This window comes from Pseudoflavonifractor sp. HNCC25GI2 (assembly GCF_058136395.1).
The window spans coordinates 221,275-240,702 of record NZ_JBYUOW010000003.1 but is presented as its reverse complement, the minus strand read 5'-3'; the positions used below and the strand labels follow the sequence as shown (position 1 = coordinate 240,702).

At 59.4% G+C, this 19,428-nt stretch carries 14 protein-coding genes; 5 read left to right on the top strand and 9 right to left on the bottom strand.

The features are described 5' to 3' along the window. Positions 1 to 5: 5 nt before the first annotated feature. The 4 genes from AC3YUO_RS06025 (at position 6) to AC3YUO_RS06010 (ending at position 8,314) form a co-directional block, all read left to right on the top strand. Entirely contained in the window at positions 6 to 1,895 is a 1,890-nt protein-coding gene (locus tag AC3YUO_RS06025) for an ABC transporter ATP-binding protein (RefSeq protein ID WP_489962127.1), read from the top strand. Between the two features lie 227 nt (positions 1,896 to 2,122). After that, positions 2,123 to 2,686 carry a TetR/AcrR family transcriptional regulator gene (locus AC3YUO_RS06020; RefSeq protein ID WP_489962126.1) on the top strand — a complete coding sequence of 188 codons (564 nt, stop codon included), beginning with the start codon at positions 2,123 to 2,125 and terminating at the stop codon, positions 2,684 to 2,686. Positions 2,687 to 2,696: 10 nt separating this feature from the next. Further along, complete coding sequence (locus tag AC3YUO_RS06015) at positions 2,697 to 5,147, top strand: efflux RND transporter permease subunit (RefSeq protein ID WP_489962125.1); 2,451 nt, start codon at positions 2,697 to 2,699, stop codon at positions 5,145 to 5,147. Beyond that, on the top strand, positions 5,144 to 8,314 hold the full coding sequence (locus AC3YUO_RS06010; RefSeq protein WP_489962124.1) for a GLUG motif-containing protein: 3,171 nt from the start codon (positions 5,144 to 5,146) through the stop codon (positions 8,312 to 8,314). Before AC3YUO_RS06015 ends, AC3YUO_RS06010 begins: the two co-directional genes overlap by 4 nt. 72 nt (positions 8,315 to 8,386) lie before the next feature. Here the strand turns inward: AC3YUO_RS06010 and AC3YUO_RS06005 are convergent, their stop codons facing one another. The 9 genes from AC3YUO_RS06005 to AC3YUO_RS05965 all read right to left on the bottom strand — a co-directional run bounded on the left by AC3YUO_RS06005 (position 8,387) and on the right by AC3YUO_RS05965 (position 17,288). Then, positions 8,387 to 8,818, bottom strand: coding sequence for a hypothetical protein (locus AC3YUO_RS06005; protein WP_489962123.1), 432 nt, complete (start codon positions 8,816 to 8,818; stop codon positions 8,387 to 8,389). After that, a complete protein-coding gene (locus tag AC3YUO_RS06000; protein ID WP_489962122.1) occupies positions 8,805 to 9,035 on the bottom strand; it encodes a helix-turn-helix transcriptional regulator in 231 nt (76 codons plus the stop codon). Before AC3YUO_RS06000 ends, AC3YUO_RS06005 begins: the two co-directional genes overlap by 14 nt. Before the next feature lie 169 nt (positions 9,036 to 9,204). Next, positions 9,205 to 10,326 carry a carboxynorspermidine decarboxylase gene (nspC, locus tag AC3YUO_RS05995; RefSeq protein ID WP_489962121.1) on the bottom strand — a complete coding sequence of 374 codons (1,122 nt, stop codon included), beginning with the start codon at positions 10,324 to 10,326 and terminating at the stop codon, positions 9,205 to 9,207. 3 nt (positions 10,327 to 10,329) lie between these two features. Continuing rightward, positions 10,330 to 11,589: a saccharopine dehydrogenase family protein gene (locus tag AC3YUO_RS05990; RefSeq protein WP_489962120.1), complete on the bottom strand. Its 1,260-nt coding sequence runs from the start codon at positions 11,587 to 11,589 to the stop codon at positions 10,330 to 10,332. Positions 11,590 to 11,609: 20 nt separating this feature from the next. After that, on the bottom strand, positions 11,610 to 12,482 hold the full coding sequence (gene speB / locus AC3YUO_RS05985) for an agmatinase (protein WP_489962119.1): 873 nt from the start codon (positions 12,480 to 12,482) through the stop codon (positions 11,610 to 11,612). Continuing rightward, on the bottom strand, positions 12,463 to 13,323 hold the full coding sequence (gene speE / locus AC3YUO_RS05980; RefSeq protein ID WP_118642235.1) for a polyamine aminopropyltransferase: 861 nt from the start codon (positions 13,321 to 13,323) through the stop codon (positions 12,463 to 12,465). Before speE ends, speB begins: the two co-directional genes overlap by 20 nt. Positions 13,324 to 13,329: 6 nt before the next feature. After that, the gene (locus tag AC3YUO_RS05975) at positions 13,330 to 14,787 is read right to left on the bottom strand and encodes an aminotransferase class I/II-fold pyridoxal phosphate-dependent enzyme (protein ID WP_489962118.1); all 1,458 of its coding nucleotides are present in this window, start codon (positions 14,785 to 14,787) and stop codon (positions 13,330 to 13,332) included. A gap of 14 nt (positions 14,788 to 14,801) precedes the next feature. Next, positions 14,802 to 15,560, bottom strand: coding sequence for an adenosylmethionine decarboxylase (gene speD, locus AC3YUO_RS05970; protein ID WP_118642594.1), 759 nt, complete (start codon positions 15,558 to 15,560; stop codon positions 14,802 to 14,804). Positions 15,561 to 16,106: 546 nt separating this feature from the next. Beyond that, positions 16,107 to 17,288, bottom strand: coding sequence for a GGDEF domain-containing protein (locus AC3YUO_RS05965; protein WP_489962117.1), 1,182 nt, complete (start codon positions 17,286 to 17,288; stop codon positions 16,107 to 16,109). A gap of 348 nt (positions 17,289 to 17,636) precedes the next feature. On the opposite strand from AC3YUO_RS05965, the gene AC3YUO_RS05960 reads away from it, so the two are divergent. Then, positions 17,637 to 19,415, top strand: coding sequence for a Na/Pi cotransporter family protein (locus tag AC3YUO_RS05960; protein WP_489962116.1), 1,779 nt, complete (start codon positions 17,637 to 17,639; stop codon positions 19,413 to 19,415). The last annotated feature ends 13 nt before the right edge of the window (positions 19,416 to 19,428 follow it).

Here is a 19,428-nt window from a genome sequence, read left to right as displayed (position 1 = left end):
AACCCATGAATTCCCGTATGAGACAAGGAGACGGCCCGGCGGTTTTGAATCGGGTCCTCCGTTATATGCTTCATTATTACAAATACCTGTTCGCCCTGGTGATTGGGTGCATCCTGGTCTCTGCCGTGTGCACCGTGGTATCAGCCACCTTCCCCCAGACCCTGATCCGCAACTATCTGGAGCCCATGCTGGAAAACGGTTCTCAGGACTTTTCCGGCCTGCTCCAGGACGTTATCCAGCTGTGCTGTTTCATGGTCGTGGGCGTCATCGCTTCCTATGCCTACAACCGCATCATGGTTAACATCAGCCAAGGCACCCTGCGCCGCCTGCGTGACGACCTGTTCCACAAGATGGAGGCTCTGCCCATCAAGTACTTTGACACCCACGCCCACGGTGACATCATGTCGGTTTACACCAACGACGTGGACACCCTGCGCCAGCTCATCAGCCAGAGTATCCCTCAGATTATTAACTCGGGCATCACCATGGCCGCCACACTGGTGACCATGCTCATTCTCAGCCCCGCCCTCACTGTCATCTCGGTCCTCACCGCGCTGGTCATGCTGGCCGTCACCAAAAACTTCACCCGCCTGTCCGGCCGGTACTTTATCAAACAGCAGCGTGCTCTGGGCGAAGTAGACGGCTTCATTGAGGAGATGCTGGACGGCCAAAAGGTGGTCAAGATTTTCTGCCATGAAGACGCCGCCATGGCAGACTTCCACAAGGTAAATGAGGAGCTGCGCCAGAGCGCCAACCTGGCCAACCGCTACTCCAACCTGCTTATGCCCATCAACGCCAACATCGGCTGGCTGAGCTATGCACTGGTAACCATCGTCGGCGCCATTCTGGCCATCAACAACAACATGGCCGGCGTGGATCTGGCCACGGTCATCACTTTTGTGGGTCTGAACAAGAGCTTCACCAACCCCATCTCCCAGGTAAGCATGCAGGTCAACTTCGTGGTCACCGCTGCCGCCGGTGCCCAGCGTGTCTTCGACCTCATGGATCAGGTGCCTGAGGAGGACAACGGCTACGTGGAGCTGGTCAACGCCAAGGAGACCGCTGACGGCCAGATGGTGGAGAGTGCGGAGCGCACCAACGTCTGGGCCTGGAAGCACCCCCACAAGGCGGAGGGCACCATCACCTACACCAAGCTGGAGGGCGGCGTGGTCTTTGACGACGTGGACTTCGGCTACGACGAAAACAAGCTGGTGCTCCACAACATCAGCCTCTGGGCCAAGCCCGGCCAGAAGATCGCCTTCGTAGGCGCCACCGGTGCCGGCAAGACCACCATCACCAACCTTATAAACCGCTTCTACGACATTGCCGACGGCAAAATCCGCTACGACGGCATTAACATCAACAAGATTAAGAAGCCTGACCTGCGCCGTTCCCTGGGCATCGTCCTTCAGGACACCCACCTCTTTACCGGTACGGTCATGGAAAACATCCGCTACGGCAACCTGAATGCCTCCGATGAGGAGTGCATGGCCGCCGCCAAGCTGGCCAACGCCGACGGCTTCATCCGCCGCCTGCCTGACGGCTACGACACCATGCTCACCGGCGACGGCGCTAACCTGAGCCAGGGCCAGCGGCAGCTGCTGGCTATCGCCCGGGCCGCCGTGGCCGATCCCCCGGTGCTCATTCTGGATGAGGCTACCTCCTCCATCGACACCCGCACGGAAAAGCTGGTCCAGGACGGCATGGACGCCCTGATGACCGGGCGGACCACCTTCGTCATCGCCCACCGCCTCAGCACCGTGCGCAACGCCGACTGCATCATGGTCATGGATCAGGGCCGCATCATCGAGCGGGGTACCCACGACGAGCTTATCGCCAAGAAGGGCACCTATTACCGCCTCTACACCGGCAACTTCGCCGAGGAACCGGCGTAATCTCCCCTATCTATAAAATCCCCCGGCATGGACTGCATCACGGGTCCATGCCGGGGGATTTTCTGCTCTCCGCTCCAGAGTTCTGTGCTCCGGGGCGGTTTTGCTGGGAGGGCCAAAAGGAGCGCTTCCGGTTCCTTCCATTTTGTTAAATCTACATCTGTATATTATCTTGACACTTGTAGTTTTTGATGCTAAGATCATTCCACTTTCATTCTGGAGGAGAGCTCATGGAAGAACACTTGGATCTGCGTCAGCGCAAAACCCGCAAGCTGCTGGTGGAGGCTCTGGCCCACCTGATGGAGGAGAAGCCCTTTCCGGACATCTCCGTGGTGGACATCTGCGCCCGGGCCATGGTCCACCGCACCACCTTTTACGCCCACTTTACCGACAAGCAGGAGCTGCTGCGCTATCTGCTGGAGGGACTGGAGCAGCAGTGCATCTCCACCTGTCTGCCCCGCGACCCGGAGCGCAGCCCGCGGGAATACCTGCTGACGGCGGCCCGGAATGTCTTTGACTTCTTTGACGCCCACCGGAAGCTGTACCTGGCCTGCATCACCAGCGGAGCCGACGTACAGGTCCACGCCCTGGAGGAGTGTGCCGCCCAGGAGCTGGGCCGCCTGCTCTCCGAGCCCCGGTTCCGCTCCGTATCGCCCCAGGTGGATCCCCAGGTGGCTGCCCACTTCTACACCGGCGCCATGCTGGGCCTCATCCGCTGGTGGCTTACCGACAGCCACCCTCTCCCGGCCAGCCATTTGCTGGCCAACCTGGAACAGTTTATTCCCATTCAGTGAGGTGTACCCCATGACCCAGGAAACCCGCACCGAGAGTCCCATGACCAAGCTGGCCCGCTTCATTGTGGACAAACGGAAGGCCTTCTATCTGATTTTTATTGCGGCGGTTCTCTTCTCCGCCGCCTCCATCAACAAGGTACAGGTGAACAACGACATCACCTCCTACCTCCCCGCCCAGACCGAGACCCGCCGGGGTCTTACCATTATGGAGGAGGAATTCATCACTCTGGGCACCGCTAACATTATGGTGTCCAACGTCTCTTATGAGACTGCTCTGGACCTGTCGGAGCAGATTGCCGAGGTACCCGGAGTCTCCCAAGTGGAATTTGATGACACCGACGCCCACTACAAGGACTCCTCCTCGCTCTTTGCCGTCTCCTTCGACAAGGAGGAGAGTGATCCGGATACTGAGGCCGCTCTGAACCAGGTCCTTCAGGTGCTGGATGGCTATGATGTCTATTCCTCTACCCAGATTGGTCGGGATGAGTCCGCCAGCCTCCAGAAGGAGATGACGGTCATCCTGGCCATCGCCGCAGTGGTCATTGTGGTGGTGCTGCTGTTCACCTCCAAAAGCTACATGGAGGTGCCCGTTTATCTCATCGTCTTTGTGGCGGCCGCCATTCTGAACATGGGCACCAACTTTATCTTCGGCACCATCTCCTTCATCACCAACTCCATAGCCGTGGTGCTGCAGCTGGCCCTGGCCATCGACTATGCCATCATCTTCTGCCACCGGTACATGGAGGAGCGCGACAACGGACTGGAGCCCCGGGAGGCCGACATCGCCGCCCTGAGCAAGGCCATTGTGGAGATCTCCTCCTCCAGCCTCACCACTATCTCCGGCCTGGTGGCCCTGATGCTTATGCAGCTGCGCATCGGCTTTGACATGGGCATCGTCCTGTCCAAGGGCATTGTGTACTCCATGCTGTGCGTCTTTCTCCTGATGCCCGGCCTGCTGATGCTCTTCAGCAAGCCCATCGACCGCACCCGCCACCGTAATCTGGTGCCCAAAATCAACTTCTGGGGCAGAGCGGTGGTCCGGCTGCGCTATGTTCTTCCCCCCATCTTCCTGGTGGTTGTGGTCGTAGGGGCGGTACTGTCCTCCCACTGTGACTACGTCTTTGACGCCAACGACACCGACTTCGACAACAAGCCCGACTGGCGCATTGCCGACGAGAAGGTGGCCGACACCTTCGGCCAGAAGAACACCATCGCCGTACTGGTTCCCCGGGGCGACTATACAAAGGAAGGGCTTATTCTGGAACGGGTATCCCAGCTCCCCCAGGTCTCCCAGGCCACCGGCCTTGCCAACCAGGAGGTGGAGGACGGCTGGATGCTCACCGACCAGATGAACCCAAGGCAGTTCTCCGAGCTGGCCGGGGTGGACATTGAGCTTTCCCGGCTTCTTTACCAGGCCTACGGCCTCAGCGTAGAGGAGTACGGAGCCATCTTCCAAAATCCGGATGACTACTCCGTCCCCCTCATCGACGTATTCGAGTTCCTTCTGGAGCAGAAGGACAAGGGCGTGGTCAGCCTCACAGCGGATCAGGAGGAACAGGTGGAGGACCTGCGGGAGCAGCTGGACATCGGTCTGGAGCAGCTGCGGGGCGAAAATTGGTCCCGTCTGGTCTTTGTGGCCGACGTCCCCACCGAGGGGGATGACACCTACGCCCTGCTGGATGAGATCCGGGCCATTGCCCAGGACTACTATGGGGACCAGGTGATCCTGGTGGGCAACTCCACCAATGCCTTTGACCTGGCCAGCTCCTTCTCCGGGGACAACATGAAGATCAGCATTCTCACCGCCCTGTTTGTCATGGTGATTCTGCTCTTCACCTTCAAGTCCGCGGGCCTGCCCATTCTGCTGGTCCTTACCATCCAGGGCTCCATCTGGATTAACTTCTCGGTGCCCGTACTCACCGGCACCAACCTCTTCTTCCTGAGCTACCTGGTGGTCAGCTCCATCCAGATGGGCGCCACCATCGACTACGCCATCGTCATCACCAACCGCTATCTGGAGCTGAAACCCCTCATGGACCGGAAGCAGGCGGCAGTGGAGGCCCTGAGCCAGAGCTTCCCCACCATTCTCACCTCGGGTACCATCATGGCAGTGGCCGGCTTCCTCATCGGCGGCATCTCCACCGACGCCACCATCGGCTCGGTGGGCCAGACCCTGGGCCGGGGCACCGTCACCTCCATCGCTCTGGTCATGACCGTGCTGCCCCAGCTGCTGATGCTGGGCGACGCCCTCATCGAGCGCACCGCCATCACCCTCAACCGCGACCGGGCCCAGCGGTTCAACAAGGGCACCATGCGTTTGGACGGCCACATCCGGGGCCATGTCTCCGGCTTCGTGGACGGCGAATTCAAGGGCGTGCTCCACGGCAGCGTGGACGCCCTCATCGAGAGCAAGTACCAGGAGCGGAAGCTCCCGGGAGAACAGGAGGACGACACACCATGAACCGCGCCAAGCGTCTTTGGGCCCTGCTGACCTGTCTGGCCCTTCTCACCTCCCTCACTCTGCCCGCGGCGGCGGAGGGAGCGGTATTTACCATCAACTTCCCGGAGGATTGGGCGGAATTTGTCCGCCTGAGCACCCGGGACGTGTGGTCCCAGGGGATGACTGTGGAGCTGAACGCCGACCTGGACCTGTCTGACAGCGGCAGCACCCCTGTTCCCATCTTTCAGGGCACCTTCCACGGCAACGGGCACACCATTTCCGGTGTGTTTTGCAGCCAGAAGGGCTCCAAAATCGGCCTGTTCCGCACCCTCACCCAGAGCGCTGTGGTGGAGGACCTGACGGTGACGGGCACCCTGGAGCCTCAGGGTACCGCCTCCTCCGTTGGTCTTCTGGCCGGAGAGAACTACGGCACCATCCGTCGCTGCTCGGCCCAGGGCACTGTGTCCGGGCAGGAGGATGTGGGCGGTCTTGTGGGTCTGAACGGAGAAGAAGGTCTCCTCCTGGCCTGTTCCAGCAACGCCCAGGTCACCGGTGTCACCAACGCCGGCGGCATTGCCGGGCAGAACCTGGGCACTCTGGATACCTGCTCCAATTCCGGCTCTATCAATCCCCAGGCCAACCAGGATATTCCCACCAACGTGGGCGGTATCGCCGGGCTGTCCAGAGGCACCATCCGGGACTGCTCCAACTCCGGCGTGGTGGGCTACTCCCATCTGGGCTACAACATGGGGGGCATTGCCGGGCTGCAGTCGGGGGAAATCCTCCGCTGTTCCAATACCGGCCTGATCCAGGGACGAAAGGATGTGGGCGGCATTGTGGGCCAGTTTGAGCCCAGCACCACCCTCACCTACAGCGACTCCCCCACCCAGGCTCTCAGTGACAGTCTGGGCGGCCTGTTGGACGAACTCAGCAATCTCACCAACACGCTGGATGCCATGGCCGGCCGTGGCATCGAGGACGCCCAGGTCATCCACGATGCCCTCACCGCCATTCAGGACAAAACCCACTCCACCGGCAGTCAGGGCCACGCTGATTTCCAGGCCATGTCCGACAAGCTTTATGACTACACGACCTCCATTCACGACAATCTGACTCACCTGAGCAATCGTCTGGATCAGTTCAATCAGGACGCGGAGAAAGAACTGCAGACGGTTTTGGATCAGTCCGACCAACTGCTGGATGATTTGCAGACGCTGTTCTCCCAGGCAGATGCGGGAATTCAGGATTCCATTTCCGTCATGGAGCGCACGCTATCCGATATTCGCGCCCAGCTGCAGATCATTCGTACCCACCGCCAGGCCTTGGAGCAAGAACTGGATCAGCTGAACGATTATATCGCTCAGGTTGCCGCGCTGGTGGCAGAGGGCCGGTATGACGAGGCCCTTCAGCTCCCCTTCCCTAACCTCAGTCTCAGTGAACATCTCAGTGCCATCTCCGCTGCCAACCAAGAGATTGCACAGCTGGCCACTCAGCTGCCCAAGCAGTGGTCGGAGATTTACGACCGTCTCTCCAGCTCCATGAAGGACACAGGGAAGGACATGGATAAGCGCCTGTCCAAGCTCTATGATGCGCTGGACACCCTGCTGGACCTGTGGTCCGTTCTCTCCAAAGACGTCCAGAACGATCTGGATGCCATCAGTCAGGGCTCCGAGCAAATCCGGACATTGCTGAAAGATTACACCGACACCCTGGGCAATCAGGTGCAGGATGCGGCGGATGAGATTGACGCTCAGCTCACCGTCATCCAGAATCAGGCCGACCAGATGACCCAGTGGGCCAAGGAAGACCGTCAGGCCATCCACAGCTCCAGTCAGGCCATGCTGGACCGGCTGGAGGAGGTCCGTCAGGCTGTGGCGGATCTGGGGAAGGAGCCGGAGCTCACCGTCACCGACACCGACCAGGTGGAGGAGGGGCCCGGCCTCATCGCCGAGTGCACCTGTACCGCTCAGGTCAGCGGTGACACCAACGTGGGAGGCATTATCGGCACCGCCGCCCCAGAGCTGGGGGACGATCCGGAGGCCACCTTCGACTTCGGAGACCTGGAGCTGCTGAGCGACGTGTACGCTACCCTGCGCTGCGTGGTCCGGGACTGCCGCTTTGACGGCGGCGTGACGGTAAAGAACGAGTGCGGCGGCGGCGTGGCCGGACGCTGTGAGGTAGGCGCCATTCTGGACTGCGCCGCCCGGGGCAGTGTGGAGGTAACCGGCGACTACTGCGCCGGCATTGCCGGACGGACCCGGGGCAAGATTCTCCGGTGCGCCGCTCTGGTGGACCTCACCGGCGAGAGCTGGCTGGGCGGCATCGCTGGATTGGGTCAGGACATCAGCGGCTGCCGAAGCATGGTACAGGCGGACAGCCAGGGCGAGTACCTGGGTGCCATTGCCGGCCAGGCGGAAGGCGATCTGAGCGACAATTTCTATCTCTTTGAGGATTTGGCCGGGCTGGACAGTGTGGACCGGGCCGGACTGGCCCAGGGGCTTGATTTCGATGCCTTCTCCCAGTTGTCCGGCATTCCGGAGGATTTTCTCACCTTCTCCTATCAATTCAAGGTGGACGGTAAGATTGTGGCCGAGGTCCCCTTTGCCTACGGGGCCGACCTGGACCTCACGAAGGTACCCCAGGCCCCGGAGCGAAATGGAGAATTCGGCCAGTGGCCCCAATTCCCCGCAACGAATCTTCGCCGCTCCCGGGTGATTGAGGCACAGTTTGCGTCCCCAACCTCCACTCTGGCTGACCGGGAAGGCGTGGCCCAGCTGCTGGTGGAGGGGACCTTTGCCCCGGACGCGGCCCTGACCGTTACCCAGGCTGAGCTCCCCGGCCGGGACGCTGTGGACGCCCAGCCGGTGTCCGCCTGGAACTACACCGTCACCGGAAGCCAGTCGGACACGGTCACGCTGCGCCTGCGCACGGACGGCGCGGAGCATCCTGCGGCGGCCCTGTATCAGGACGGTTCCTGGGTCCGGGCCGAGAGTACGCTGGACGGAAGCTATCTGGTACTGGAGGCCCCGGTCCAGGGGCAGGTGGTCCTGCTGGATGAGGGCGGCCTCTCCCCCCTGGTCTTTGTGTTGGGTGGGGCCGGGCTTGCCGCTCTGCTGGCGGCAGTCTGGCTGATTTGCCGCCGGCGGAAGTCCCCTTCCCATATTGAGGAACAAAGCGTACATTCATAAACAACAAATTGCGCCGGGAACCAGCTTGGTTCCCGGCGCAATTTATCTGTTATAAGACTGGATGCGTTCTGCTCAGCTGTGACGCTCATAATGCACAGAAATGACCACTTCCGAAATCCAATAGACCCCCGTCAGCAGGAAGGGGCCGAAAGCCAGGCATGACCATTCAAGTTTTCCCGTGAGGATATATCCCGCCACGCCTGCCACCACCAGAATGCAGATGGCCACCATCATCACATCCAGGGTTCTGGCCTTTACCTTCAGGGCCAGGAGCTGATTCCGCTCATCCTTCTCTTCAATGTAGTCCTCCCGGGACGCCTTTCGAGAGAACGCCCGGCTTAGCCCGTTCAATCCCACCAGCAGCAGGATAATCCCCACCACGATGTTCTTGATTTGCTTTTCCGGCTCCGGTTCCGGCGCCAGGACCGAGTGGATCAGCAGCCAGCCGCTCAAGGCCGTCCACAACAGCCCCCACGCAAATCCTTTCCGATTATAAATTTTCATACTGTTGATCCTCCAGTTCCTTGTTCTCTTTCAGACAGCACAGTTCCTCTATGGTCACATCGAAGACCTGGGCCATGCGGTAGGCCAGCATCAGGGAGGGGCTGTACTGTTCCTTTTCAATGGAAATAATGGTCCGGGCAGAGACATGAACCAGCTCCGCCAGCTGCTGCTGGGTCAGCTTTGCCGCGGTACGCAATTCTTTCACTCTGGTCTTCATAGCCCACCGCCTCTCAATATGTGAAGTAAACTTCTTATGAAGTTAGCTTCATGTTATCACGGTGTCTTTCTCATGTCAAGAAAATTCTGAAGTTTACTTCATAATTTTATCTTGTAAAAAACCGGTGGACCCCCAAACGGAAGGTCCACCGGTTTTTATGAAACATCGTTCAGGACAGACGTCCCTTAAAGTCCCGGTAGCCAAACTGCCGGACAACGCTCAGTTCCCCTGCCGTATTGCGCCAAACAATGGCGGGCAGAGGCATGCCGTTGAAGGTATTGGTTTTCACCATAGTGTAGAGGGCCATATCCTCAAAGACCAGGGTGTCCCCCTCCTGAAGGGGCTGGTCGAAGGAGTAGTCCCCAATAATATCCCCCGCCAGGCAGGTGGGGCCTCCAAGGCGGTAGGTACAGGCCATCTCCCCCGGCTGGCCGCTGTCTTTAAGCGGCGGGCGGTAGGGCATCTCCAGCACGTCGGGCATGTGGCAGGCGGCGGAGGTGTCCAGAATGGCGATATCCATGCCGTTGTGGAGGGTCTCCAGCACGGAGGTGACCAGGAAGCCGGCGTTCAGGACCACTGCCTCCCCGGGCTCCAGGTAGACCTCCACTCCGTACTTCTCCCGCAGGCCCTTTACCAGGGAGACGAGCTTCTCCCGGTCGTAGTCCGCCCGGGTAATGTGGTGGCCGCCCCCCAGGTTGAGCCATTTAAGCCCCTTGAGGTAGGGGCCGAACTTCTCCTCAAAGGCCCGGAGGGTCGTCTCCAGGTCATCGGAGTTCTGCTCACACAGGGTGTGGAAGTGAAGGCCGTCCAGCAGGCAGAGCTGCTCGGGCCGGAAATTCTCCAACGTGGTACCCAGCCGGGAGCCGGGGGCACAGGGGTCGTAGATGGCGTGGCCCTCCTGGGTGGAGCACTCCGGGTTTATCCGCAGTCCCACCTGCTTGCCCGCTGCCCGGGCGCGGGCAGCGTACTTCTCCAGCTGCTTGGTGGAATTAAAGACAAAGTGGTCGGCGTACTGGAGAAGTTCCCCGAACTCCTCCTCCCGGTAGGCGGGGGAGTACACATGGACCTCACCTGGGAAGTGCTCCCGGCCCAGTTGGGCCTCGTAGAGGCCGCTGGCGGTGGTACCGGAGAGGTACTCCGAAATCAGAGGGTAGCAGACGAACATGGAGAAGGCCTTCTGAGCCAAAAGGATCTTACAGCCCGCCCGCTCCTGCACGTCCTTCAAAATCTCCAGATTCCGGCGGAGCAAAGTCTCATCCACCAGAAAATAGGGGGTGCGCAGCTGCTCCATGCCTCAGTCCACCAGTACCGGGTTGTCCTCGATCTGCCAGGGCAGACCCCACTTGTTCAGGGCCTCCATGTAGGGATCGGGATCAAACTCCTCCACGGTGTAGACGCCGGGCTTGTTCCACTGGCCGGTCACCAGCATCATGGCGCCGATCATGGCGGGCACGCCGGTGGTGTAGCTGATGGCCTGGGAGCCCACTTCCTTGTAGCACTCCTGGTGGTCACAGACGTTGTAGATATAGGCCTTCTTCTCCTTGCCGTCCTTCTTGCCTGTGAAGATGCAGCCGATGTTGGTCTTGCCCACGGTGCGGGGACCCAGAGAGGCGGGATCGGGCAGCAGGGCCTTCAGGAACTGGATGGGCACAATCTGGTGACCCTCGTAGTCAATGGGAGTGGTGGACAGCATGCCCACATTCTCCAGACACTTCATGTGGGTGAGGTAGCTCTGGCCGAAGGTCATGAAGAAGCGGATGCGCTTCACCCCGGGGATGTTCTTGGCCAGGGACTCGATCTCCTCGTGGTGCAGAAGGTACATATCCTTCTCCCCCACCTGGTCAAAGTTATACTCCCGCTTGATGGACATGGGAGGGATCTCCACCCAGTGGCCGTTCTCCCAGTAGGAGCCGGGGGCGGACACCTCACGGAGGTTAATCTCGGGGTTGAAGTTGGTGGCGAAGGGATAGCCGTGGTCGCCGCCGTTGCAGTCCAGAATGTCGATGGTGTCGATCTGGTCGAAGAGGTGCTTCTGGGCGTAGGCGCAGTAGGCCTGGGTGACGCCCGGGTCGAAGCCGGAGCCCAGGAGGGCGGTGAGGCCGGCCTTCTCAAACTTCTCCTTGTAGGCCCACTGCCAGGAGTAGTCGAAGTAGGCGGAGAAGCCCTCCTCCTTGCACCGCTTCTCATAGACGGCGCGCCACTCCGGGTCGTCGATGTCCTCGGGCTCGTAGTTGGCGGTGTCCATGTAGTTGACGCCGCACTCCAGGCAGGCGTCCATGATGGTCAGGTCCTGATAGGGCAGGGCGATGTTCATCACCAGGTCGGGCTGCACCTTCTTGATGAGGGCCACCACTTCCTCCACCTTGTCGGCGTCCACCTGGGCGGTGGTGATTTTAGTCTTGGTCTTGCCCTCCAGCTGAGCCTTCACGGCCTCGCACTTGCTCACCGTGCGGCTGGCGATGCAGATCTCCTCAAATACCTCGCTGTTCTGGCAGCACTTGTGGATGGCCACCCCGGCCACACCGCCGCAGCCAATGATTAAAACCTTTGCCATTTTCCAATTCCTCCCATATTTTAATGTGAAGTGTTTTTACTTGCATCCAGAGCTAGCAGCATTTCCCGCACGACCTTGGCCGCCACGGCGTTGGACACGCCGCTGGGGTCATAGGGGGGCGAAAGCTCGTTGACATCGCAGCCTACCACGTTGCAGCGGCTGCAAACCAGGGTTACTGCCCGCCGCAGCGCCTCAAAGGACACCCCGCCAGGCTCCGGCGTACCGGTGCCCGGGAAGACCGAGGGGTCCAGCACGTCCAAATCCACCGTAAAGTAAACAGGCTTGTCGCCAAGGGCGTTCACCCGTTCTTCCAAGCCCTCCAGATCAAAGGGGTGGGTGGACACATGGTCCCGTCCCCACTGCCACTCAGAGCGGTCCCCGGAGCGGATGCCGAACTGGAAAATGCGCCCGTCTCCCGTGAGGTCCCAGCACCGGCGCAGCACGCAGGCGTGGGAGAGCTCCACCCCCAGGTACTCCTGGCGCAGGTCGGCGTGGGCGTCAAAATGGATGATATGCACGTCGGGGTACTGCTTGAACACGGCCCGGAAGGCACCCAGGGTCACCAGATGCTCCCCGCCCAGCAGGAAGGGCCGCTTACCGGCGGAGAGGATCTCCGCCGCCCGGGCCTCAATCTCCTCCAGAGCCAGGGCCGAGCTGCCCATAGGCAACTCCAGGTCCCCGCTGTCCAGCACGGCGCAGTCGGAGAGGTCCTTGTCCTGGTATGGACTGTAAAGCTCCAGGCCGTAGGACTCCCGCCGCAGGGCGGAGGGGCCGAAGCGGGTGCCGGGGCGGTTGGAGGTGGTGGAGTCAAAGGGCGCTCCGAAGAGCACCGTCTCCGCCTCCTCCCAGGGGGCGTCGCAGCCCATATAAACATCAATCTGCGGCTTCAACATGTCTTAATAACTCCTCTACATAGGCAGGGATATAAAAGGCTCCCTTGTGCAGGGTGGTGGTGTAGTACCAGCAGGGCAGCTTCCGCTCGTTCCACCGCTTCTCATCCAGATCCCGCAGGGGGTGGTACTTCTTGCTGGCAAAGCCGAAGAGCCAGTGGCCGGAGGGATAGGTGGGAATATGGGCCTGGTACACCTTGGCGATGGGGAAGGACTCCACAATCCGCTTATGGGCCCGCTGGCAGGCCACCGCGTCCTCGTCGTAGAAGGGACTCTCATGCTGATTGACCATGATTCCGTCCTCCCGCAAGGCCTTGGAACAGTTGCCGTAGAACTCCCGGGTAAAGAGGCCCTCGCCGGGGCCGAAGGGGTCGGTGGAGTCCACGATGATGAGGTCGTAACAGTCCACCTTCCGGCGGATAAACTTCAGCCCATCCTCGTAGTGGATGGACACCCGGGGATCGTCCAGGGAACAGGTGGTCTTGGGCAGGTACTCCCGGCACACCTCCACCACCTGGGGGTCGATCTCCACCATGTCGATGTGCTCCACGTCGTCATAACGGCACAGCTCCCGGATGACGCCCCCGTCTCCCGCTCCGATGACCAGCACGTCCCGCACATGAGGGTGGACCGCCATGGCGGGGTGGGTGATCATCTCGTGGTAGATAAACTCGTCCTTCTCGGTGAGCATCATATAGCCGTCCAGGGTGAGGAAGCGGCCAAACTCCGGGGAGTGGAACACGTCAATGCGCTGAAACTCACTCTGTCCGCTGTAAAGCTGCTTGTCCACCCGGATGGACAGCTTCACGTCGGGGGAGTGGGCCTCGGAAAACCAGAGATCCATAGTGGGTCAAATCGCTCCTTTCAATACGTTCAGACGGAGGATGTCCGCGTCCTCCGGCCCGGTCATGGAACAGCCCTTGGCCTTGGCGTAGTGGATGTAGTCCAGAATCTGCCGGGTAATCCGCTCGCCGGGGGCCAGAATGGGGATGCCCGGGGGATAGCACATGACAAACTCACTGCACACCCGGCCCTCTGTCTCGTCAATGGGCAGGGATTCCTTGTCCGCGTAGAAGGCGTCCTGGGGAGAGACATCCACCTGGGGCTCGATGTACTCCTGGCGCATGAGCCCCGCCTTGCTCTTGCCGAAGCGGCGGCGCACCTCGCTGAGGGCGGACACCAGCCGCTCGATCTCCCGGGGCCGGTCTCCGATGGACAGGTAGGCCAGAATGTTGCCCAGATCGCCGAACTCGATCTGAATGTCGTACTCGTCCCGGAGAAGGTCATAGACCTCAATGCCGGCCAGGCCCACATCCAGGGTGTTCACCGACAGCTTGGTCTCATCAAAGTCGTAGACGCTGCCCCCGTTGATGAGCTCCCGCCCAAAGGCGTAATAGCCGCCGATGGCGTTGATCTCCGCCCGGGCGTACCGGGCCATATCCATGACCCGGCCAAACTCCGCCCGGCCCCGAAGAGCCAGGTTGCGCCGGGCAATATCCAAGCTGCTGAGCAGCAGATAGGAGGCGCTGGTGGTCTGGGTCAGGTTAATGATCTGGTGGACGTAGCCCGGATGGACGGCGGGTCCGGTGAGCAGGAGGCTGCTCTGGGTGAGGCTGCCCCCCGACTTGTGCATGGACACCGCAGCCATATCCGCCCCCGCCTCCATGGCGGAGACGGGCAGGTCCTCGTGGAAGTAGAAGTGGGTGCCGTGAGCCTCGTCGGCCAGACACAGCATGCCGTGCCGGTGGGCCAGCTCCACAATGCCCCGCAGGTCGGAGCAGATACCGTAGTAGGTGGGGTTATTCACCAGCACGGCCTTGGCCTCGGGATTCTCCCGGATGGCCCGCTCCACCTCCTCCAGGCGCATACCCAGGGGGATGCCCAGCCGGTCGTCGCACTCCGGGTTTACATAGACCGGAATGGCTCCGCACAGCACCAGTGCTCCCATAACACTGCGGTGGACGTTGCGGGGCAGAATGATCTTCTCACCCCGCTTCACCACCGACAGCACCATGCTCTGCACGGCGCTGGTGGTACCTCCCACCATGAGAAAGGCGTGGGCGGCCCCGAAGGCCTCCGCCGCCAGCTCCTCCGCCTCCCGGATGACCGACACCGGGTGGCACAGGTTGTCCAGCGGCTTCATGGAGTTCACGTCCATGCTGACGCAGGTCTCCCCCAGCAGGCGGGCGAGCTCCGGATTACCCCGTCCCCGCTTGTGGCCGGGGACGTCAAAGGGCACCACCCGCATTTTTCGAAACTCCTCCAGAGCCTCATAGATGGGCGCCCTGGTCTGGTCCAGCTCCTTCATGTTTGGTCCTCTCCTCAGTAGATATTGCGGCCGCTGAAAATCTCAATCATCTCCCGGCGCAGGTTGTTCATGATCTCCAGCCGGGTCTGAGGCGGGAGTTCGTACACGTCGGTCTTAAAGAGGTAGTTCTGAAGGTCAATGTCCTTGACCATCATCTTGGTATGAAACAGGTTGGCCCCGTAGACGTTGATGTCCACCGCGTCGTAGCGGCGCAGGGTCTCGGGGTTGATATAGTCCTGGATAGAGGTGACGGTGTGGTCCATGAACAGCTTTTTGCCGCTCAGGTCCCGGGTAAAACCCCGCACCCGGTAGTCCATGGTGATGATATCCGAATCAAAGGACCCGATGAGGTAGTCCAGGGTGGACAGGGGGGTGATCTCCCCGCAGGTAGCTACGTCGATATCCACCCGGAAGGTGGCCAGGCTGGTCTCCGGATGGTACTCCGGGTAGGTATGCACCGTCACATGGCTCTTGTCCAAATGAGCCAGCTGGGTCTTCCCCGCAGGGATCATAGAGCCCTCGGCGATGAGAATGGTCACAGAGGCCCCCTGAGGCTCGTAGTCCTGCTTGGCAATGTTCAGCACCTTGGCCCCAATCATGTCGGTTAGGTTGGTGAGGATACTGGTCAGACGCTCAGAGTTATACTGCTCGTCAATATAGGCGATGTAGTCCCGCTGCTCCCGGGCAGACTTTGCGTAGCATACGTCGTAAATGTTGAAGCTCAGTGCCTTGGTCAGGTTATTGAAGCCGTACAGTCTCAGTTTGTCTCCCATTTCCACCATTCCTCCCACAGCCCCGGACCATTCCCCGGCGGCCGGATCAAAAAAACAGGTAATGTGTGGTCCACACATTACCTGTAAAACGTTCCCTTGAAAGCCGCGCATCGTTCCCGTGCCACCTCCCTTTTTCGACGCATACAAGGGGACAATTCCCCTCTTGCGCCCCCAGGTCATGGCCCTGCGCGCTCTTCCGCTTTATACAGAGTCTATATAGCAAATACTTACTTTTACTACTCTTTATTGACCGTTTTACAAGTTGATGCATGGTTCCACAGAGGGCCGCGCCCCCCACAGTGTAAAGAACCAACTTATAAAATTGAGCTTTTAACTCAATCAATAATGGCAACATCTCAGTTGCCTTCGGCAGTTGACCCGGCTGTCCGTATGGCCTTTAACCCAAAGGGTGGTCAGAAGAAATATTTGCATGGATACTCTGTACAAAACTCATATCACATGTCCAGTTCAGTATACCGAAAGGATCGGAATTTGTCAATGCCCTTCTAGGATTCTTCCCGGCTCCATCCAGTGCGCCCCCTGCCCTCAGGTTGCGCTCTCTTCCCGGTACTCCCCGCGTCTCCGGCGGTTCTTGGTCCCGGAATAATAGCTCCGCTTCGCCTCATACATGCGCTGGTCCATCCGGCCCAGAAAACGGTCCAGGTTGTCCGTGGCAGGATCGTAAAGCGCCGTTCCCATGGACAGGGTAATGGTATAGGGACGTGCACTCTCTCCGCTGATCTGAGCCATACGCATCCGAATCCGTTCCATCATTTGCTCGACTTCCCGCTCCTCCCGGACGCGGAGAATAATAATAAACTCATCCCCTCCATACCGCACTGCCACATTTGCCCCGGATACGGTATCCATCAGGCACTGACCCACCAGCTGAAGAGCAGTATCTCCCTCAGAATGGCCGTAGGTATCGTTGATTTCCTTGAAGGAATTGATGTCCAGCATAATCCCCGCGGTCTTTCGCTCTGTCCCGCTCCGCTGCATCGTAGAATTCAGGTAGCGGTTGAGATAGGTGCGGTTATACAGCTTGGTCAGGGGGTCCAGCAGCGAAACCTCATTTTGTAAATTGATGTAAAGCGCCGTCAGTCCAAAGGCCACCGACACCCAGATAAGGGCAATGCCGTAAAAAAGCATCTGCAGCAGACTGCCCACAAAAACCGGCAGCAGGAAAACCATCACGGGCATAAACAGATACTTTCCTACCTTGTTCTGATAGCGCAGAACCATGACCGCACCATAGATCAGATATCCATAAGTAACGATATAAGGCAGGATCATCAGCGTTGTCCTGGTGTAAATGTTTTCCGCCGAGATGGTAAAAAACACATCCATCCACAAATTGAGTACCGACATCACCAGTACCACAACCGCGGGAAGGGCCAGAAGCGGACCAAAGCGGCGCAGACGGGCCTCCTGGCCAAACAGCTTGTAGTCCACATAGACCGTCCACAGAAACGCAAAGGCGCTGTTGGCCACAAACAGCAGCACATTCAATATTCTGGAGCAGGCAATCGCACCGGCAAAGGTCTTTCCATCCACCCAAAACGCCGCCGTTTCGATGACACACAGGCACAGCGTCAGCTGGCACATGGCCGAAAAGATTTTATCATCCAGAAATACGTTGTGGGGTACCTCCCGATCGCTCAGCAGCAGGGTCACCATAAGCGCTGCTCCCAACCCATTTGCCACCAGCACGGCGGACAAGTCAACCAAATTACAACACCCTTTTTGTTTTAATCCTGATTGGCGCATCCACGGCCGGGCCGGCTGCGCATCAGACAGGGAACCACACAGAAAAATCGCCGTAAATTTACATCATTTTACCACAACAGCCGGGAAACACAAGAACTATTTTTCTCCTTTTTCTGTCAAAAGTACTGTTTTTCACCCTTCCTTTTACACTTTTCCTTAATTCACTCCGAAAAAAATCCTTTTTTCGGAAATTTTTTACAAAAAGGGCAAATGGGCCTTTCCCCGCCGTCTGTTTCATTATATAATTTCATTAACACATTAAGATTTTGTTAAGGCGCCTGGTCCGAAGGCCCAAGGGAGGAAGCTGCATTGAATATCCGGGACGTCATCACCCTGCTGGGTGCACTGGCAACCTTTTTATTCGGAATGTCCACCATGACCACAGGTCTGGAAAAGCTGACCAGCGGAAAGCTGGCATCCATGCTGGAGCGGTTGACCGACAACATCTTAAAGGGTGTGCTGCTGGGTGCGGTGGTGGCCGGCATGGTCCACTCCTCCGCCGCGACCACCGTCATGTGCATTGGCTTTGTCAACGCTGGTATCTTGAAGCTCCGGCAGGCGGTGGGTGTCATCATGGGCGCCAACATCGGCACCACCATCACGGCTCAGATTCTCCGGCTGGGCGGACTGTCGGACGAAAACCTTTTTCTCTCCCTGCTCAAACCGGAAATGCTTGGCCCCATTCTGGCCTTCGTGGGCATTCTGCTCTTCTCCTTTTTCAATAAGGGCATGAAAAAAACCGTGGGGCAGATTCTCATCGGCCTGGGTCTTTTGTTCATCGGCATCAAATCCATGGAAAGCGCCCTGGCTCCTCTCACAGAGCTGGAGTCCTTCCAGCAGCTGTTCCTGCGGTTCTCCAACCCCGTTCTGGGGATCGCGGTTGGCGCCGCCATCACCGCCCTCATTCAAAGCTCCACGGCCTCGGTGGCCATTCTCCAGGCACTGTCCGCCTCCGGCGTGGTGACCTTCGCCACCGCTATGCCCATCATCATGGGCCAGAACATCGGCACCTGCGTCACTGCCATCCTGTCCAGCATCGGTGCCACCAAAAACGCCAAGCGCACCGCCGCGGTCCACCTGTACTTCAACGTCATCGGTACCGTGTTTTTCCTGGTCGTTCTCTACGGAGTCAATTCCGTTTTCCCCCTCCCCTTCTGGAATGCCACCATGGACTACGGCTCCATTGCCAACCTTCATTCCCTGTTCAACATTGCCTGCACCCTGCTTCTCCTGCCCTTTAATCGTCAGTTGGTTAAGCTGGTGGAGCTGACCATCCCCGACTCCGGCTCCGACTCCGTGTCCACCGTTCTGGACCCCCGTTTCCTGTCCACCCCCTCGGTGGCACTGGAACGCGCCCGCACCATGGTGGTGAAGATGGGCGATCTGGCCCGGGAAAACTACCATCTGGCCGTGGGACTTCTCTCCCACTACGACGAAAAGCAGCTGGAAAAGCTCAACGAACAGGAGGACATGATCGACCACATGGAGGGGGCGCTGGACCAGTACCTGGTGCAGCTCTCCGGCCATTCCCTGGACAGCAAGGACAGCGATTTGGTCTCCGACCTGCTCCATGCCCTGTCCGATTTTGAGCGAATCGGCGACTATGCGGTGAACCTCTCCGAATCTGCTGCCATTGTGCAGGAAAAGAACCTCATATTCTCCCCCATCGCCCAAAAAGAGCTGGAGACCGTGTGCTCCGCCATCAGCGAGGCCCTGGATCTGACGATGAACGCCTATCGCTTCCACGACTCCCGGGCCGCCTTCCAGGTAGAGCCGCTGGAGGAGGTGGTGGATCTCCTCACGGCCACTCTGCGGGATCGTCACGTGGAGCGTCTAAAAGCGGGCACCTGCACTGTGGAGGTGGGCACCCAATTTCTGGAGCTGCTCATCAATCTGGAGCGCATCTCCGACCACTGCTCCAACGCCGCTGTGCGCATCCTCCATCAGTATGCCCAGCGGGACACCCTGGTCCGGGAAGACATCCACTCCTACCTCCACAACCTGCACCAGGGCGGCTCCGACGACTTCAACCGCCTGTTTCAGGAGGATAAGGAAAAATACGCCCTGCCGGCCTTCGATTCCGTGTGAGTGCGCCCAGCCC